The organism is Methylobacterium currus (assembly GCF_003058325.1).
In the GTDB taxonomy this organism is placed as follows: Bacteria; Pseudomonadota; Alphaproteobacteria; order Rhizobiales; family Beijerinckiaceae; genus Methylobacterium; species Methylobacterium currus.
Genome location: NZ_CP028843.1, coordinates 998,424 through 1,015,416 on the forward strand (window position 1 = coordinate 998,424; position 16,993 = coordinate 1,015,416).

The following is a 16,993-nucleotide window of genomic DNA, read 5'->3' on the forward strand; positions in this document are numbered from 1 at the left end:
GGAACGCGGCTCTTCGCCGATCCCAGGAGATTGCATCTCCAGACACGGGGTGTGCGTGGTCCACAAAGGCATGGGGATGGGGCGACGTCCGATCGCTTCTACCGGGGATGACGATAGGGGAGGCCGGGACGGGGGCGGTACCGCGGGAGCGTCCAGCCGAAGCGGAGCGAGGCGGCGCGGACGAGCAGGCCGACCGAGAAGCCGATCGCGACCGCGACGTCGCGCGGCGCCTCGAAGGCGGTCAGGGCGGTGAACGTGAAGGCCCCCGCCAGGGCGGCCGTGGCATAGATCTCCCGGCTCAGGATCACCGGGCTCTCGCCGCCGAGAAGGTCGCGGATGATGCCGCCGAAGGTGGCGGTGATCACCCCCATCGCGACGGCGACCTGGGCGCCCGCCCCCGACAGCAGGGCCCTCTCGGCGCCGACGACCGCAAACAGCGCCAGACCCAGCGCATCCAGCCAGAGGAGGTACCGGTACCGGGATTGCGGAAGATGCGCGACGAAGAAGGTCAGGCACGAGACGAGGACACAGGTCGTGAGATAGGCCGGCACGCGGATCCAGAAGACCGGCACCCCGAGCAGCAGGTCCCGGAGAGTTCCGCCGCCGATGCCCGTGACCGTGCCGAGCACGGCGAAGCCGACGAAATCCATCTCCTTGCGCGACGCGACGAGGGCGCCCGTGACCGCGAAAACGATCACGCCCAGCCAGTCGAGGGTCGTGGCGGCAGTCTCGAACATGGTGTCTCCGTTCCGGCCGCGATCAAGGCAGCCTCCAAGCATCCGTCGCCGAAGCGGTCACCGGACGAGCAGGCGCGTTGCCGGACCTGTGCGGAGGGGCCAGCAGGACGTCCACACGCATTGTACCGCACGGATCCTTACTCCGGGCCGCATTGGGTTGCGGCCTGGAGCTTCAGTCGCTCGACGGCAGCATCGAGCCGTGATCGAGGAAGCGCTGATGCCAGGACAGGCCCTCGCCCGGGATCATGGGCGCATGCAGGCCCAAGGAGCGGTGCCGGGCGCGCTCCGCGTACTCCATGAGCAGCGGCCGATAATCGGGATGGGCGCAGCGGGCGATGATCAACTCCGACCGCCGCCGTGGCGAGAGCCCGCGCAGATCCGCCAAGCCCTGCTCCGTCACCAGCACATGGACGTCCTGGGCGATGTGGTCGACATGCGAGACCTGCGGCACGATGGCCGAGATCGTGCCGTCCTTGGCCGTCGATGGCGTCATGAAGATCGACACGAAGGCGTTGCGGGCGAAATCGCCGGAGCCGCCGATACCGTTCTGCATGCGCGATCCCATCACGAGGGTGGAATTCACATTGCCGTAGATGTCGGCCTCGATGAGGCCGTTCATGGCGATGCAGCCGAGGCGCCGAACCACTTCGGGATGGTTGCTGATCTCCTGCGGTCGCAGGATCATCCGGTCGCGGAACCGCGCCATGTCGGCATTGAGCCGCGAGGCGGCCCCGGTGCTGAGGGAGAAGGCGGTCGCGGACGCGACGCGCAGCTTGCCGGCCTCCAGGAGATCCAGCATGCCGTCCTGGATCACCTCCGTGTAGGCCGTCAGGCCCTCGAACGGCCCGTGAAGCAGGCCGGAGAGCACCGCGTTCGCGACGTTGCCGACTCCGGACTGGATCGGCAGCAGCGAAGCCGGCAGCCGCCCCCGCGCCACTTCGTGGCTGAGAAAGTCCATGAGATGGCCGGCGATGCCCTGGGCAACCGCGTCGGGCGCGGCGAAGGGCAGGTTGCGGTCGGGCGCGTCGGTCTCGACGATGGCGACGATCTTGTCGGGATCGCAGCGGAGGGCCGGCTCGCCGACGCGATCCTCCGGCCGCAGGATCGGGATCGGCACGCGGTGAGGTGGCAGGGCCGTGCCGTAGTAGATGTCGTGCATGCCGTCCAGCGCCGGGCTCTGCCAGCGATTGACCTCCAGGATGACCTGGCGTGCCCGGTCCAGCCACGTCTTGTTGTTGCCGACCGACGAGGACGGCACCAGGGCGCCGTCAGACCGGATCCCCGAGACCTCGACGACCGCCGTGTCCAGCGGCCCGAGGAAGCCCTGCCAGGCCATCGGCGCCACCTGGCTGAGGTGGAGATCCGCGTAATCCATTTCGCCGCGGTTGATCCTGTCTCGCGCGACCGGATCCGAGTTATAGGGCAGGCGCAGGGAGATGCCGTCGGCAGCCGCGAGCGCGCCGTCCAGTTCCGGGCCAGTCGAGGCGCCCGTCCAGATGCTGACCTGGAACGGCGTGCCGCTCTGATGGGCAGCGCGCATCCGGGCTGCCAGGGCGATCGGGACGGCCTTGGGGTACCCCGAGCCCGTGAACCCGCTCATTCCGATGGTGCTGCCTGGGGCGATCAGGCTGGCCGCATGCTCGGCGCTGGTCACCTTCGTCCGGAGGACGGCATGCCGGATACGGGTGTTCTGTCCCATCCTCTTCTCCTAAGCTCGTGACCCGCCATCGGAAGAGGGGTGTGGAGAGGGGGCGCCCCAGCTCGTCGATGCCCCCCGCGCTCGTCTCCCATCGGTGTCGAGGCCGCTCCGAGAGGCCGGTTGCCGCCTTCCACCGCAACGCCCATGGTCGTGAGCAAGGCCACAGGCGTCCCCCGCAACACCCGCGACACCGTCTCCCCGATCCGCTGCCCGTCTCGGTGCGGCTTGGGGGACCCTTTGTGTCGTGCCATCCGCCCGCGCCGGGGAGCATCACGAAGTTGAGATGAGAGACATGCATAAGAAGCATGATCGAGGTGGATTTCTCCCTACGCCTGACCTGCACGCATGACAGGACCGGCATCGCCGGTTCGACCCTCAGGACGTCGTCGCCCGCGCCACGAGGATCTAGACCCGTCGTCGTCGAGCGTCATGCCGAGCCCGTCGCGAGGGCCCTGGCCATCCTCACGAGTCAGGTCGAGGCCGATGTCTCTCGTGCGGATCAACTCGTCCGTCCCGAGGAGTTGGGTCTCGCGGACGCGCACCCAAGCAGCGATCTGGTTCGCCCTCATTCCGGCCGCCGGTCCTCGCGGCGGAAGCACCGCGCTTGATCGACGAGCCGGTGCGCTTCGGCGATGGGGGCGAGGACCCACCGGTCGGCCGTCGGGCCGTCGTTGGTCTGGAGGGGCGGAAGACCTCGGCCTCGAAGCGGCCGATTCGCGCATTGGCGAGAGCCGCAAGCGTTTCCGGCGAGGGAGGCGGGGCCGGTTTGCCGGCGAGGTTGTCGGGGAGGGGAAAGCGAACCTCTTAACGGCCGGCGCGGCGCTCAACGAACGTCATGCAACCCATCGTACCGGGTCCCGTAGCACGCGCATGCAGCACGCGCCGGAGGCCATGCGCATGAAAACGAACAGCTTCTGAGATCGCAATGCCTTAGCCGCCGCATGGCGCGCCCTACGGGAAGGAATTCCAGTACATTTCACAAATAAAAAGTATGTTTTGATACAATCACATAGAGTTATCCTACCGCTTATCCTATGATGACGGCCTGACCGCTTATCCTGAGAGGGTTTCATGACCCGTCCGGCACCATACTTATTCCGCTATCCCCGCTCAAAAAATTGGTACCTGCGACTCCAGATCCCCACGGAGTTGAGGGCGCTGGGCGAGCCGGCCGAGATCCGCAAGAGCCTCGGCACCCATGATCGGCGACTCGCCGAGATGAAGGCGGCCGAGGAGATCCAGGCGCACCGGAAGCGGTTATGGGTGTCACAGAACCTGCGGCAGGGGCAGTGGACCGTATCACCGCCCTCCTACCGGTGGCCGCTCGGAGAGCACGTCTTGGAGGACGGCACAACTCAAATCGCGACGGAGACCATGGTCTACCTTATCCGACCGGGCCAACCACTAGCAGGCTGCTGAAAAAGGGCTTCGCCTGTCGGCAGAAGCGTGATTCACTCTTCTGGGATCATCGGGAGAGTTTTCAGTGCGTGGTCAGGATCTCCGAAGCAGCTCGCTGTTCTCCTACGTGGATCTCGAGCGCCGCATTCGGCCTGACCATCCCCTGAGAACGATCCGAACTTTGGTCGACGAGGCGCTCACGACGCTCGACGGGCAGTTCTCGGAGATCTACTCGCAGATTGGCCGCCCCTCGATCCCACCCGAGCAACTCCTGCGCGCCATGCTGCTCCAGGCATTCTACTCCGTGCGCTCCGAGCGACAGTTGATGGAGCGCCTCGACTTCGACCTGCTGTTCCGCTGGTTCGTCGGCCTCGGCATCGACGATCCCGTCTGGGATGCCTCCACCTTCTCCAAGAACCGCGATCGGCTGCTGGGCGGCAGCGTGGCCGCCGCCTTCCTGAGCGCCGTGCTGGCGATCCCGCGCGTCAAGCGGCTGCTGTCGCAGGATCATTTCACCGTCGATGGCACCTTGATCCAGGCTTGGGCCTCGATGAAGAGCCTCAAGCCCAAGGACATTGCGCCCTCCGACCCGCCTGATCCCCCGGCAGGCGGGCGCAATCCCGACGTCGACTTTCGCGGCAAGAGCCTGTCCAACGACACTCATCAGAGCAGCACTGACCCCCAGGCGCGGCTCTACCGCAAGGGTCAGGGCAAGGAAGCCAAGCTCTGCTTCATGGGTCATGCGCTCATGGAGAACCGCAATGGGCTGATCGTCGATGGCTGCGTGACCCAGGCGACGGGGCAGGCCGAGCGCGTCGCGGCCCTGGCGATGATCGAGAAACGGGCCAACCGTCCCACCCGCGTCACCCTGGGCGCCGACAAAGGTTACGACGCCGCGGACTTCGTGAACGAACTGCGCGCCATGGCGGTGACGCCGCACGTGGCCTGCAACACGGCGGGACGCCGCTCCGCCATCGACGGACGCACCACACGCCAGCCCGGCTATGCGATCAGCCAGACGATCCGCAAGCGGATCGAGGAAAGCTTCGGCTGGAGCAAGGAGATCGGCCTGATCGGCCGCATCCGGGTCCGCGGGCGGGAGCGGATCGACATGGCCTTCACCTTCACAGCCGCAGCCTTCAACCTCGTGCGGCTGCCAAAACTCCTCGGAGCGTAAGCGACCGCCTGACGACAGAACGGTGCCGCCTCTTGCTCAACGCAGCCGAACCCTGCCCCAGCGCAGCGGTTGAGCCCGGCACGACGAGCCACCGCAACGCCGGTGCAAGGCGAAAACCAGCAAACCAAACGGCGCCAAGCCAGGCATCAAAGCGACAAGCCCCTTTTTCAGCAGCCTGCTAGAGAAACACCTCAATATCCAAAGATACGACGTGGTGCGGGATTTCGACCCCGACAACCCGCCTGAGACTCTGTTTAGCTTCGCCGGGCCGAAGGCGGTTAATCGGGTCACGCCGAAGCGCGCGATTGACAACAGTGAGGATATCAAGATCATCGACTTTTGGATAGAGAAGAACAAAGTCAGCCCGCACCTCCAGCGCGAGGCCCGCGAGGTGTACACAGTGTTCCAGCAACTCGTCGGTAAGCCGTTCCGCCAGTGCAAGCGCGCGGACGGCCTCAAGCTCAGCGCCCACTACGAGTCGCTGAGCTTGAGCGGCCCACCGTCCGGAAGAAGGTCGGGCACCTGCGCGCAGCCATAAACTTCGCTGTCAAGAAGGGACTCGTTGAACTGGATAGCAACCCGTTCGCGGGCGTGGCACCCGACAAGGAGAACGATGACCCGCTGAAGCGGCTCGACTTCGACGACAACGATATGGCGCTGGTGAAGGCGAACCTACACACATTCGACCACGACGAGAGGCTTTTGTGGGTCTTGCTCGCCTCGACAGCGATGCGGAGGTCGGAGGCGTGGGACATCACCGAGGAGATCCGCCAGAGCGGCATTCGCGGAGCTACCATCGGCAGCAAGACGCCGACCTCCGAGCGGGATATCCCGTTCCCGGACGAGGTTCTTCCCTACCTACCCTCGCGAATCACGGGCTGCCTGTTCCACGACAGAGACCCGATCCGCGGGCCAATAAACGTCGGCAAGAGGCTGATGCGCCGGATTCGCGAACTCGGCATTCAGGACGAGAGGAAGGTGCTGCACAGCCTGCGCCATCGCGGGATCACCCGGCTGCGGGAAGTCAAGATCAACGGCCACGGCATAGACTCGAAGGTTTTGCTCGCCATCGTCGGGCACGAGGAGCGGACCGTTCACGACCGGTACGGCAAGATGCCGTTGGCGACGACCAAGCCGTGGATCGATCTAATCTACTAGACCTCCATGACCATACGGCCTCACCCGGAACAAGACTAAAAGAAAGTTCGTCACTGTGACTGTGAAACAGCACAAAAATCGGTTTAGATGCGGGTGATAGCAGAGATTTCCCGCATAGGGTAAGCAACAGGGCGCTCGTAGACCTTCTCTCCCAGCTACGATGGGTTAGAAATCGCTCTAGCATGGATCGCTTCAACTAGTGACGGCGTCAGCCCTCTCGACGCCATGCGGGGCTTGCCCTGGGCTGGTGATGACGGATTGATTTTTGACACTCAAGCCGAGCCCGTAGTTTGATGGACTCGCCCCGCAACAGGTGACCAGCCCTCGACCACTGCGCAGGTGGATGACCGGCCTAAGCGTTGCCGCGACAACGCTCAGGCGTCGAGACTTGGCCATCCCTTTGAATTGAGCGACAGAGTTCGGAGATGCTCCGCATCACTACGCTCGCCGACCGCTAAGCATACAAGCCAGCCACCATCGACGCGTGTTTCGCGCTCGATGTAACCGTCGCGGCTCCTCGCGTTCAGCACCTTTACGAGGCTGGCGAGGTCGCCGTCTGAAACGATCATCGTCACTCGAAACATGCTCATCTAACCGCCCTCCGCCCCAGGAGATCGGCAATGTGCAGGTCGCGCACGACGCCCGCATCGACTTCATGGATCTGAGCCGCAAGATCGTCCGGCAACAGCTTGGCGGCTTCGCCCAGCCGCTGGCGAAGCCGCGTTACCACGCAAGGACTGACCCTGGCAGTCGGGTGTCTGGCGTAGTCGCGCAACAGATCTTCCCCCTTCCCGCACCACCGTATTGAGAACGCAGCGCGCGAACTCGTAAGGCCGAGCGCGTGCAGACGCTCGAACGTACTCAACAATTGATGTCCATACATTCAGTGTTTTCTCCTAAATAACCGGGATGGCAGACGGGATGCCTGCCGGGATAAATATTTATCGTAAGGCGAGACATTTTTTTATTGATCAGTTTTTTCTTATAAATTAGAATAGACATGATTAGTACATGCTCAGGGGAACACAGGTCCGGCCCCGGACTGACCCTCACGTCCGGAATTAAGGCCGTAACCAGTCGTGCCGCAGACGGGCTTGAGATCGCAGCGAGCACTGCGCCCAACTAAGCCCGATCGGCCCGAGAGGACTTCCGATCATTAGGCGGCTCCAAGGGATACAGGAGTTAAGAGGGCCGCAACGTCTACACGACGACGGCCCACTCTGGATCGGTCAAGATGATCGGCCGATTCAGAGCGCTAGACGGATTTTCCGTCTTAACCGCTGGAAGGTTTTGAGCCTTCGAGAGGCGCGCATACAAGCAGGGTTCGGGCAGCCACCTGCTCTCCGAGAGGAGTACGGCGCGAGATCACGTGGTGCTCTCAAAGACAGTACCCCACACCTCATCCCCCCACACTTCATCATGACGCCAAGCATTGGAACCCTTGGCTATAAGCATGGTGAGGTGTAGGGGGGATTAGAAGTGTGGATTAACTCAAGACAGTGACTTATCACTCCTTAATGATGACTATAGGATCTCCTCTGTCGAGCGAAAGCACGCACGCGCGCAGTAAGTGCGTGTGACGCGAGGCAGAAGCCAGAATGAACGAAGTGAGTTCGGGCTCAAAGAGTAAATTTGTAGTCGGTGTTTCGCCTTCATGGAAGCGTGCCAGGAAGGAGGTAGGTCGATTTCTATAAAAATTTTTAACTATCTATATGCCGTTAATTCGATGCGCGCTTGCCACTCGACGTACGGTCGAGTACATATGAGATCGTAAAAACGGGTCCTCATGGACCACGGTTACAACCTGCTGAATTAGTGGGTGTAATCGTGCTCTATGAGGATCTGACGGGTCCTCATTGACCACGATTATCCCAGCAAATCTTGCAAGGGAAGCCGTGGACAGTGAGGAATCTGCCATGAGCAACAACAACCCGGATAACCAAAATCCATCTAACATCGCCGAAGTCACCAACACTCAGCAGCCCGAGGGAGCATCTGCGGCTGCTTCCGACGAGGCCAAGATCGTCCACGTGCCATTTGCGAAGCCAGCACCCACACAGGGTGCTGGCCCCTCCGACAGCAAGGCACGCATTGCTGGCGTGAAGTCCGACGCGAGCCAGCGGTCTGACGTGCAAATTGCCGCGCGTGATCCTGAGACCGTCGAGATCATCACCCTGCCGTTGGATCAAACGTCCAGCGTCGCCGCGACAGCGCTGCCGGTCGATCACAATGCACTGGTGGCCCACGCAGTTGACGCAGTGAAGCAGTACACGGGACTCGATAGTCGGGCGGCCGAACAGGTGGACGCCCAAGGCCAGGAAGCTATTCGCCGGATGCTTATCGTCCGTGAGAGCTTTGAGATAGATGGCCAGTTCGATTGGGTAAGCTTTAATGCGTATGCCGACAACCAGCGCGGCCGTCTTAAGACGCCACCAAAAAACCCGTTGCAGCGCCTCGCACGGGTCTGCTGCCCTCCGACCACGAAGCGCCCGCAGGTCTCAAAATTCGGATACGTCCTGGCCGCCCTCGATCAGCGAGGGATCACGTCCGCAACTGTCATGGCGGAGTTTAGAAAGCGCGAGCCCGTCAAAGACGGGGGTCCGGACCACGGAGGGATGGAGCGCTTCGTAAGGCTCTTCAAGCTCGACATGAAGGAGGAGGCGGGCAAGAGCGGCGAGAGCAACCCCTACGAGCGTTACACTGACATACGGCTGATCAAACACGCCAAGTTCCTTATCGAGGCGCTTCGAGCACGCGAGATGCTCCGGGACGGCGTCGTCGATGTTGAGGGCATCCTCACTGAAGAAGCTGTGATCAAGCTTTTCTCTTCGGAGAATCAGGAGCCATGATTGAGCTTGTGGCGTAAGTCATCCACCTTGATGTTGTGGCGCTGATTCTCGTCGCGCATCTGACGCTGCACATTTTTATCACGCTCAGCCGCTCGGCGGGCCTTTTCCGGCGTCAGCGGGGGCTTCGTTCCCGATGGTGAATTTGGGCGACGGAATGCATCCGTCGCTTCGACAATCTCGAAGTACTTCATACCCCTATTTATCTGAACAGGGAGGCTTCGGTCACTCGATGAACAACCCAACGTCGCACCAAAGCACGCCAACTAAAACTCAGAGCCTGCGCCGGGAGCCGATGTCAGACATGGACATGGCGCTGGTGAGGGAAAACTTCAGTCGATTGAAGCCGGACGAGCAGCTATTATGGCGTGTCCTGGCGACAACGGGGATGCGCCGCACGGAGGCATTCCACATCGATCGAGAGTTCCAAGAGGCTGGCATTCGATGTGTGATCATCGACGTGGGCGTGCGGACAAGAACAAGGCAGTCGGATCGCCGTATGCCTTTGCCGGATATACTGCTCCCGTACATTCCAGCCAAGATCAATAAGCCGTTATTTGGAGGCGCTGATCCTGGGATCGTCGGCAAACGGCTCCTGAGTCGGATTCGTGAACTTGGCATACTCAGCGAGACTAAGGTTATCCACTCGCTCCGTCACCGGGCCATGAACCGGTTACGGGCGGAGGGCTGCCCTTCAGAGTTGATGTGCGAACTCTTAGGATACGAGGAAAAATCGCCGTGGCGTGGACATGGGCGAGGTTTTCCAGTTCCAATGTTGAAACGCTGGGTCGATGTGATTGGCTTCTGATCCCCAGCAACCCCTTCAATATGACGCCTGAGCGTTGTCGCGACAACGCTCAGGCGTCGAGACGCCAAGATCCTTTTCATCTAAACGATAGAGTTCGGAGAAGCTTCGCTTCGGTACGGTCACCGAACACAATGCATACCAGCCAGCCGTTGCCGACGCGCGTTTCGCGCTTGATGTACCCGTTGCGGGTTCACGTATTCAAACACCTTCGCGAATCTCGTGATGTGGCTATTCGCGACACCGGCTTGATCAGATAAGCCCTCGTCGCAGATATACGCGGAAATATGCACGGTTTTGGAGCGAAACACGATCCGATGTGCATAGCCACCGCGGCTTCGCCCCTGTCTGCACCAGCGCTATTTGTGCAGTGTGCTCATAATCTGCAATGCCGTCTGACGAGGCAGGTATGATTTGGGTATGCCATTCCTGAACCAGCATGTGGATGGTTCATGAGATCTGTTTCTAGATCTAAAACGAACCAGTATGGTGCAGACCATTCAAACTGGACTGAAGGCGAAAGCGCGATGTACATCCGGGCCTACCTGAGAGCTTCGACACAGGATCAGGATGCTGATCGGGCTCGGACGCAGCTACAGACGTGGGCAGACGAGCGCGGGCTGCGGATCGCGTCGTGGTACATCGAGCACGAGAGCGGGACCAAGCTGGATCGCCCGGAGCTTTTCCGACTGCTGCGTGATGCTGGACCCGGAGATATTTGTCTTTGTGAGCAGATCGACCGACTGGCGCGGCTGACCGACTCTGACTGGCGCAAGCTGCGGGCTGAGATCGAGGCGAAGGCCGTCCGCATCGTGGCGCTCGATCTCCCCACAAGCTGGTCGATGGCCACGAACACGGATGACTTCACCGGTCGGATGCTGAGCGCGGTGAACGCGATGCTGATGGACATGTTGGCCGCCGTCGCGCGGAAGGACTACGACGACCGCCGCCGCCGTCAAGCGCAGGGCCAGGAGCGAGCCAAAGCCGAGGGCAAGTATAGGGGACGCCCGGAGGACACCCGTCGTAACGCCGGCATCGCTGCGATGCTGGCAAGTGGAATCCCGTGGTCGCAGATTCAGAGCACGGCAGGGTGCAGCCGGGCCACGGTCGCGAAGATCGCGGCGAGAGTCCGGGGTGAGGTGCCAGCGTAGGTACTAGGCTCGCGGGGTGGTGAATGGGACCGACGAGGTTTGAACACGGACCTCTTGCAGGAGCGCCCGGCCCATGAATCGGCGAACGCCATAATGAGGGGAAAGGGTCCAGCAGACCCACTGCTGCCGTCCCGCGCAGTCGTCAACTCAGCAAACTTGGCATTCAGCGCGCTGACGCGCTCCATCGCAAGCTCCCGAGCCGGCGCTCGCAGCCAGCCAGCTATATGGTCAGGACCGGGTCGCTGTGATCGAGTCTCATATGCACAACGCAATCCGTTGGTGTGGCCAAGAGGTGATTGCACCTGCTGGTCGCCTGCGACAATAGAAGCCGAGCGCGGCTTTTTGCTTCGCAAAGAGGACATCCATGCCCCTTGAGCACGTGGCCATAGACTGTAACGATAATTGCATTGCGCACCAATGGGTTATCAGAGATATGCCCGAACTCGCGAGAGCGGTAGCATATATAGTCGCGGGAGCCTCGTACCATGCAGAGAAGATAATTTCAGGGATCAAAGGAACATCGCCACGCATTGACAAGGCCATCGACTCAGCAATCAGCAAGATATATTTAACACCCGCCGTGGAAATGGAAGATAAAGCACCTCTTTGGCATCGTGATGGCCTCTTGTTTCAAGCTATATCTTGGATTGCCGCCAACTTGGAAAAGCCAAGCAATGCTCTGATCGCTGCACCACATGTGATCAAAGCCCATAAAGGATTAGACGGACTATTAGTAAACATTGATAACAATGATATATGCTTGACTATATTTGAAGATAAAGCAGGAAATCCGGAGGGGTTGATTACTAAAATCATGACCGAATTCCGTGAAATGGAGTTCGATGACTCCTATAAGGCAGAAGAAATACTTCAAGAAACGGCAACACTATTGAGAATGCATCGTCCCGAAGGTTGGGAGGACCTTATAAATGATGCTTTTTGGCTAAAGAACCGTAAATACCGAGCAAGTCTCGCCAGTCTAGATTCTCACTGTACTGAGACAGGAGCTCAACATCTTTTTAGAAATTTCGGGAAGGCGGTTTTAGGCCCAGTAGACAGGCGAATTGGACACCTCATGGCCTCTGACGACGTTCGTAAATTTTTTCGCAATTTTGCGAAGAACGTCATCGATGAATTAAACGCTATAAAAACTCCTGTGGTGGCAGCGTAGATATGTTTGATCCGACCACAGAACGCTTGATAGCGTCAGCCCCTGTTCTCCGTGAGGTCCCGGAGCAAAACCTTGCGGGCGTAGACCCCTCTGCGCTCGCTAGGGAATTATCCGCAGCATTTGCCGAACTAGCCGCCATACGGCTAAAACTAAGAGGTCAGGAATTCAAACCTGAACCGGATATTGTTCACCTTGCTGCGACAGTACGGCGATTAATGCGCATCGCCAACACTTATGAAGCGAGAATCATTATATCAGAAGCTGCCGTTGATCGTGCGGCAGCTTTCGTTACAGGTGTATGTAGGCAAATTATATTCGACACCACGCAGTTAAATCCGTCAGAAATCAAAGCGAGCTTCATTCGCTCTCGATCTATCAGTTCAGATATTGTCTCCGCTCTACTTTTTCTTGCGTCAGAATCTCACGCCGACGCCCAAGCGAGCGCAGATCGTATTTCAGGTTTTCAACAGAATCCAGTTAGAAGCGATTTAGTATTTCTTGTCCAATCGCTGTGCAGAGCACAATTTGCTGCAATAACGACATGGGAAACGACAGTTGGTCTCTCTGAAGTTGTTGAAGACATGGGAGATTTCGATCTCCAGGAAATAGCCGCAGACCACTTATTTTATATGCTGCCTAAGGGAATCATTGATTTTTCTCATGAAATGCTTGGTGAAAGAGAAATTGGATCTGCCGAAGGAATTTTCAATACAGTAAGAGCAATTGCTGCGCAACAAGACGAAATACCCGGTTTTGGACGAGCCAATTTTCTTCTACCGGGACCTCACCATCTAGCGTGCCTGTTACTTCTTGCTACATCGGGTCTGGGTGAACTAGCTTTAGTGCGGACAAGGTTGCCATCCGGACTCGGAGCCAATGATCCAGATGAAGCGCCAAATGATCATTGGCAACAATCTCTAAAAAGATTAGCACAAAGACGACCTTTGATCTGGCGCAACCACCGAGGAGCGATAGACGGCGGGTTGCTTGATATCGGAACCTCTGCCGTTATGAATTTTCCTACTGGTGCAGGAAAAAGCACGCTTGCATCACTGAAAATAACTGCAACTTATCTCAAAAAGAAATCTACAATCTATTTGGCTCCGACACATGCTCTCTGTGATCAGGTCAGTACCGAATTAGATCGCGACCTTGCAGGCATCGGACAAATTGCCACGAATCCATTCGAGGAAATATCTATCGATGACATTGATCCTGTAGTATATGTGATGACTCCTGAGCAATGTCTAGCTGGTATAGCGTTTCGGAAAGAATTTTTTTCGAGTATAGGACTTTTAGTATTTGACGAGTGCCATTTACTTCATCCTTCCGCAAGTCGTGGAAGCCGTCGTTCGCTAGACGCAATGTTGACCCTACTTGCGTTTATAGATTTGTGCCCAGAGTCAGATGTGTTGCTCCTGTCTGCAATGATTAAAAACGCACAGGAACTCGCCGATTGGCTGAACTCGATTGGTAAATTTCCATGTGTGGCGTTTGAAGATCCATGGAAGCCAACGAGACAAGCCCGCGCGGCGATTCTGTACCGCGATACTGAAATCCGTTTAGCTAAACAGCAACATCACGAACGTCCAATAGCCGAAGCCTTCGGCGTTTTTAATCTCGTTAGAGGTTGGAATCCTAATGACCCTAACAGTATTATTCTCCAGTCGCTGCTACCCAACAATGTTACCCTAGCTCGCGGAAAGTACGGAATAACAGCCAATAGAAATATAGTTGCTGGCGAAATCGCTGCGGCGACCCAAATTCCAGGGGATATTTTGAATCCAAAAGTCCTTGTATTTGCTGAAAATAAGGTCGCGGTTCATAGTATCGCGAATATGCTGAATAAGAAAACTATACGAACTGTACCCAAAATTACACCGGAAGAGGCTGTTTATCAACGCATAATCATGGCGGAGTTCGGCGACGACTATTTCCCACTCAATCCACTTAGCGCTAAGGTAGGAGTGCATTATGGAAATATGCTGCCGTGTGAAAGAAGCTATGCCGAGTCGATGTTTAGACGGACCGGTGGATATAACATACTTGTAGCAACCTCGACCTTAGCTCAAGGTTTGAACTTACCATGCGAAATCGTTGTAATGGCGGGCACGGATCGTTATGATGACGCATTTGATGATCCCGGAAGAGAGGATATCCCTGTATACGAGTTACTGAACGCATTGGGACGAGCAGGGAGAGCAGGCTCTGCTGCGGCTGGTGTTTCTATTGTTGTTCCTGGCAAGGTCATCACCTTTAAAGATGATGATGTCAAATCGTTGTCGAACAACGACTCTTTGAAAAATATTTTTTTCGGAAGCGACAATTGTCTTAATGTAGATGACCCGCTTACTAGCATACTATTAGATAAACTCGAAGTAGAAAGCGCTCGAAAATCACGCGATTTCCAACATGCTCTTTATCGTCTAAGGCTTTCTCTACAATCTGATGAGAAGGGAGTAGTGGGCGGTTTTATTGCTAACTCACTCGGCGCGTTTAGGGCTCGTAGAAAAGGCGATATTGAATGGCCTGTTAAACGAGCCGCATTAGCTGCGATGTTGCTGACGGAAACAGTAGATCCATTGGTTCTTGGTTGGCGGGATCAAATCGCTGCTCATGCCGGACTTCCTGTTTTAGCGGTAAGGACATTGGAGGAAGAATTCAATACGCGCTGGGTGCCGGATACATTATATGTAGAGGATGTAATCAAGATAGTAATTGATTGCCTAACTTGTGAGCGTCTCCATTTATTCGATGTCATTCGTCTTGAGAATGTCGAAAGGGTGTTCGGCGTCAAAATCGAGGGAGTGGACGCAGATATTTTCATAAATCATGCTCGCGAAGTAATCAGAAAAGGTATTTACGCTTGGTGCTCTGGAAAAACGATCGGCGACATTGAACGAACTATATTCCCGACTGTATACAATTTTAAGAAAATATATAAGAATAAGCCTCGTAAAATGCAAAAAGATTGGCCCACCGCACGAAATTTTGTACTTAACATGGTGTCTGATATTGGATTTGGAGCTTCCGTTCTTTCGCAAATCGCATCTGCACTAAGAATTGACACTGAAAGCGGCGTAGCTAGAGCCGAAGCAATCTCAATGGCAGGCTCAGCTATAAGGTACGGTTTCACATCTGTCGAGCAAATCATCCTTGCGTCAATTGTCAAAAACCAACTGTCACGGGTCGAGATACACTTGGCTGAAAAATTCTTAATATCGTCGGGAGAGCTTATCAATGCTCGACTTGATGTAGATCGTTCGCAAATTTACTGGAAGATCAAGGGCCTAATCGGTAAATACGGAGGCGTTGAGGGATTACTTGATAAGATTAAGCCTGCGTGAGATGCATTGTTGGAGTTTCATCATCTATTTGCGGTGGTACGAGCATTTGCTGGCGGTCGAGGTGGCTTTCGGTCTCGTCGCCCCGGTCGCGATGGGCGAGGCTTCTGGCCTCGGATCGTGTGATGGTCGCACATGCCATCGGCTGGGCCGATTTAATCTGAGCTTAAAGCGCTGGTACTGGTCAGTGTCCGTGTCGCCAGATTTCAAAGAGGCGACGAACGCAGCAGCCGTAGCCAGCGCGATAGGCGGTGCTCTCGGCACGGTCGCGAACCCAGCGACCAAAGGACTCGGTGGTCCTGCGCCCCGAACTCTCGTTCATGGGTCCTATTCCCGTGCGCAGCCGCTTAATCGGCGTGCGGGCTTAGGGACACGCCACGGGCGGGCGCAACGGGCCACGATCGAGAGTTTGCGCCCGGCTTAGCGAGCGGGCCGAAACCGAAAATCCAGCAGACTAAGAGACTTCGGGCGTGCCCGATTTTCGAAACCGCCAAAAGCTGCTTATCCTAACGCCTTATCCTAATTCGGATAGGCGATTCGCTAAGTGACTGTGACTCAACGAAAAAACCCGCTGGCGCGCCCTACGGGAAACGGCGGCCGGCGCTAATTCTGCAACAAAATCAATGCGCTGGAGGCGCTGGAGGTCTGAGCTTTGTAGGACCTATGCGCTGGAGATGCAAGGCGGGCGGGGAGGGGGCGTCCCTTGCCTTTGCCGCTTGGTGCTGAACTGCTGCAAGATGGATTCGCCTACGCCGCCTCTGAGATTGCAATGCCGCCCCGACTGGAACTGTTTGTTGCCATCCTAGAACTAGTGGCCTTCTTCCTGGTGACCCCCGAGGTGATTGGGAGGAGCCGCTTAGAAGCACTCTTCGCGCGAATGGGACGCCTTAATGATTGGTTTCGCAGTGTCTGGTTCGATCGGGAGTTTGGACCAGTACCGCCATCTTCCGCCATGATTTTAGTCATCATTGTCAGCTTTGGCATCGCAGCACTTCTCGGCTTTGACGTTCCGCGGAGCGAGTCCATAATGTTTGCTTCGGTTGCCTCCGTAGTCATTGGGCCGGCGCTATTCGTCGCATTTTACCTTTTCCTGCGGACCCTGCACCGTCGCGCTAAGCTCGGAAGGATCCTGGCAGTTGTGGGCGCTTGCCTGTTTGTGGCCGGCCGGCTCATCGTGATGGCCTCTGCGTACAGCAGAATCACGAGCTGACGATGCCTGCACACATCAGCCGGCGGCAGGATCTAGATATGGGAAGTGCGCCGCCTAATCGGACTCGCGGTTTACCCAAGGGGTCACCCACCTGAGGCCTCACCCTCGCACGGGCGGATCAGATCTTCCCCCCGTACCCCGACCCGCCCATGCCCTCCGCAGCGAACGCGAGCCCGGACGAGGTCCTCTCCGTGAGCCAGCCGCCGAGTCGGCGCCGTGCCACCCTGAGGCTGGCCCTCCCGCGCCAGGAGGAGCACTGCCGCCCAGCACCTTGGGCCATCGCTAGGCCAGCCGCGT

The 16,993-nt window shown here is 57.7% G+C and carries 15 protein-coding genes; 11 read left to right on the forward strand and 4 right to left on the reverse strand.

The window, feature by feature from the left end; translation table 11 throughout:
* Positions 1 to 98 precede the first annotated feature (98 nt).
* Both DA075_RS04555 and DA075_RS04560 read right to left on the reverse strand, forming a co-directional pair.
* Positions 99 to 737, reverse strand: a complete 639-nt coding sequence (locus tag DA075_RS04555) for a trimeric intracellular cation channel family protein (RefSeq protein ID WP_099952205.1) — start codon at positions 735 to 737, stop codon at positions 99 to 101.
* Between the two features lie 172 nt (positions 738 to 909).
* Entirely contained in the window at positions 910 to 2,436 is a 1,527-nt protein-coding gene (locus DA075_RS04560) for an acetyl-CoA hydrolase/transferase family protein (RefSeq protein WP_099952206.1), read from the reverse strand.
* A 1,071-nt stretch (positions 2,437 to 3,507) separates the two neighbouring features.
* Between DA075_RS04560 and DA075_RS38490 the strand changes: the two genes are divergently transcribed.
* From DA075_RS38490 to DA075_RS04580, 4 genes are all read left to right on the forward strand, one after another.
* Entirely contained in the window at positions 3,508 to 3,855 is a 348-nt protein-coding gene (locus tag DA075_RS38490; protein ID WP_099952207.1) for a DUF6538 domain-containing protein, read from the forward strand.
* Between the two features lie 64 nt (positions 3,856 to 3,919).
* Entirely contained in the window at positions 3,920 to 5,011 is a 1,092-nt protein-coding gene (locus tag DA075_RS04570) for an IS5 family transposase (protein ID WP_099951685.1), read from the forward strand.
* A 214-nt stretch (positions 5,012 to 5,225) separates the two neighbouring features.
* On the forward strand, positions 5,226 to 5,549 hold the full coding sequence (locus tag DA075_RS04575) for a hypothetical protein (protein ID WP_123834131.1): 324 nt from the start codon (positions 5,226 to 5,228) through the stop codon (positions 5,547 to 5,549).
* 53 nt (positions 5,550 to 5,602) lie between these two features.
* Positions 5,603 to 6,169: a site-specific integrase gene (locus DA075_RS04580; RefSeq protein WP_099952209.1), complete on the forward strand. Its 567-nt coding sequence runs from the start codon at positions 5,603 to 5,605 to the stop codon at positions 6,167 to 6,169.
* Between the two features lie 374 nt (positions 6,170 to 6,543).
* Here DA075_RS04580 and DA075_RS35725 read toward each other — a convergent pair whose 3' ends face one another.
* Positions 6,544 to 6,759, reverse strand: a complete 216-nt coding sequence (locus DA075_RS35725; RefSeq protein ID WP_123834133.1) for a hypothetical protein — start codon at positions 6,757 to 6,759, stop codon at positions 6,544 to 6,546.
* A gap of 32 nt (positions 6,760 to 6,791) precedes the next feature.
* On the opposite strand from DA075_RS35725, the gene DA075_RS04585 reads away from it, so the two are divergent.
* On the forward strand, positions 6,792 to 6,977 hold the full coding sequence (locus DA075_RS04585) for a hypothetical protein (protein WP_099952210.1): 186 nt from the start codon (positions 6,792 to 6,794) through the stop codon (positions 6,975 to 6,977).
* A 1,108-nt stretch (positions 6,978 to 8,085) separates the two neighbouring features.
* Positions 8,086 to 9,018, forward strand: a complete 933-nt coding sequence (locus tag DA075_RS04590; RefSeq protein ID WP_123834135.1) for a hypothetical protein — start codon at positions 8,086 to 8,088, stop codon at positions 9,016 to 9,018.
* Here the strand turns inward: DA075_RS04590 and DA075_RS35730 are convergent.
* On the reverse strand, positions 9,006 to 9,209 hold the full coding sequence (locus tag DA075_RS35730) for a hypothetical protein (RefSeq protein ID WP_123834137.1): 204 nt from the start codon (positions 9,207 to 9,209) through the stop codon (positions 9,006 to 9,008). The genes DA075_RS04590 and DA075_RS35730 overlap by 13 nt on opposite strands.
* Before the next feature lie 110 nt (positions 9,210 to 9,319).
* On the opposite strand from DA075_RS35730, the gene DA075_RS35735 reads away from it, so the two are divergent.
* From DA075_RS35735 to DA075_RS35750, 5 genes are all read left to right on the forward strand, one after another.
* Complete coding sequence (locus DA075_RS35735) at positions 9,320 to 9,823, forward strand: site-specific integrase (protein ID WP_123834139.1); 504 nt, start codon at positions 9,320 to 9,322, stop codon at positions 9,821 to 9,823.
* Between the two features lie 524 nt (positions 9,824 to 10,347).
* Complete coding sequence (locus DA075_RS04595) at positions 10,348 to 10,971, forward strand: recombinase family protein (protein WP_099952212.1); 624 nt, start codon at positions 10,348 to 10,350, stop codon at positions 10,969 to 10,971.
* 433 nt (positions 10,972 to 11,404) lie between these two features.
* Positions 11,405 to 12,142: a hypothetical protein gene (locus DA075_RS35740; RefSeq protein WP_123834141.1), complete on the forward strand. Its 738-nt coding sequence runs from the start codon at positions 11,405 to 11,407 to the stop codon at positions 12,140 to 12,142.
* A gap of 2 nt (positions 12,143 to 12,144) precedes the next feature.
* The gene (locus tag DA075_RS35745; RefSeq protein ID WP_123834143.1) at positions 12,145 to 15,489 is read left to right on the forward strand and encodes a DEAD/DEAH box helicase; all 3,345 of its coding nucleotides are present in this window, start codon (positions 12,145 to 12,147) and stop codon (positions 15,487 to 15,489) included.
* Positions 15,490 to 16,189: 700 nt separating this feature from the next.
* Entirely contained in the window at positions 16,190 to 16,696 is a 507-nt protein-coding gene (locus DA075_RS35750; RefSeq protein ID WP_123834145.1) for a hypothetical protein, read from the forward strand.
* Positions 16,697 to 16,993: the final 297 nt, after the last annotated feature.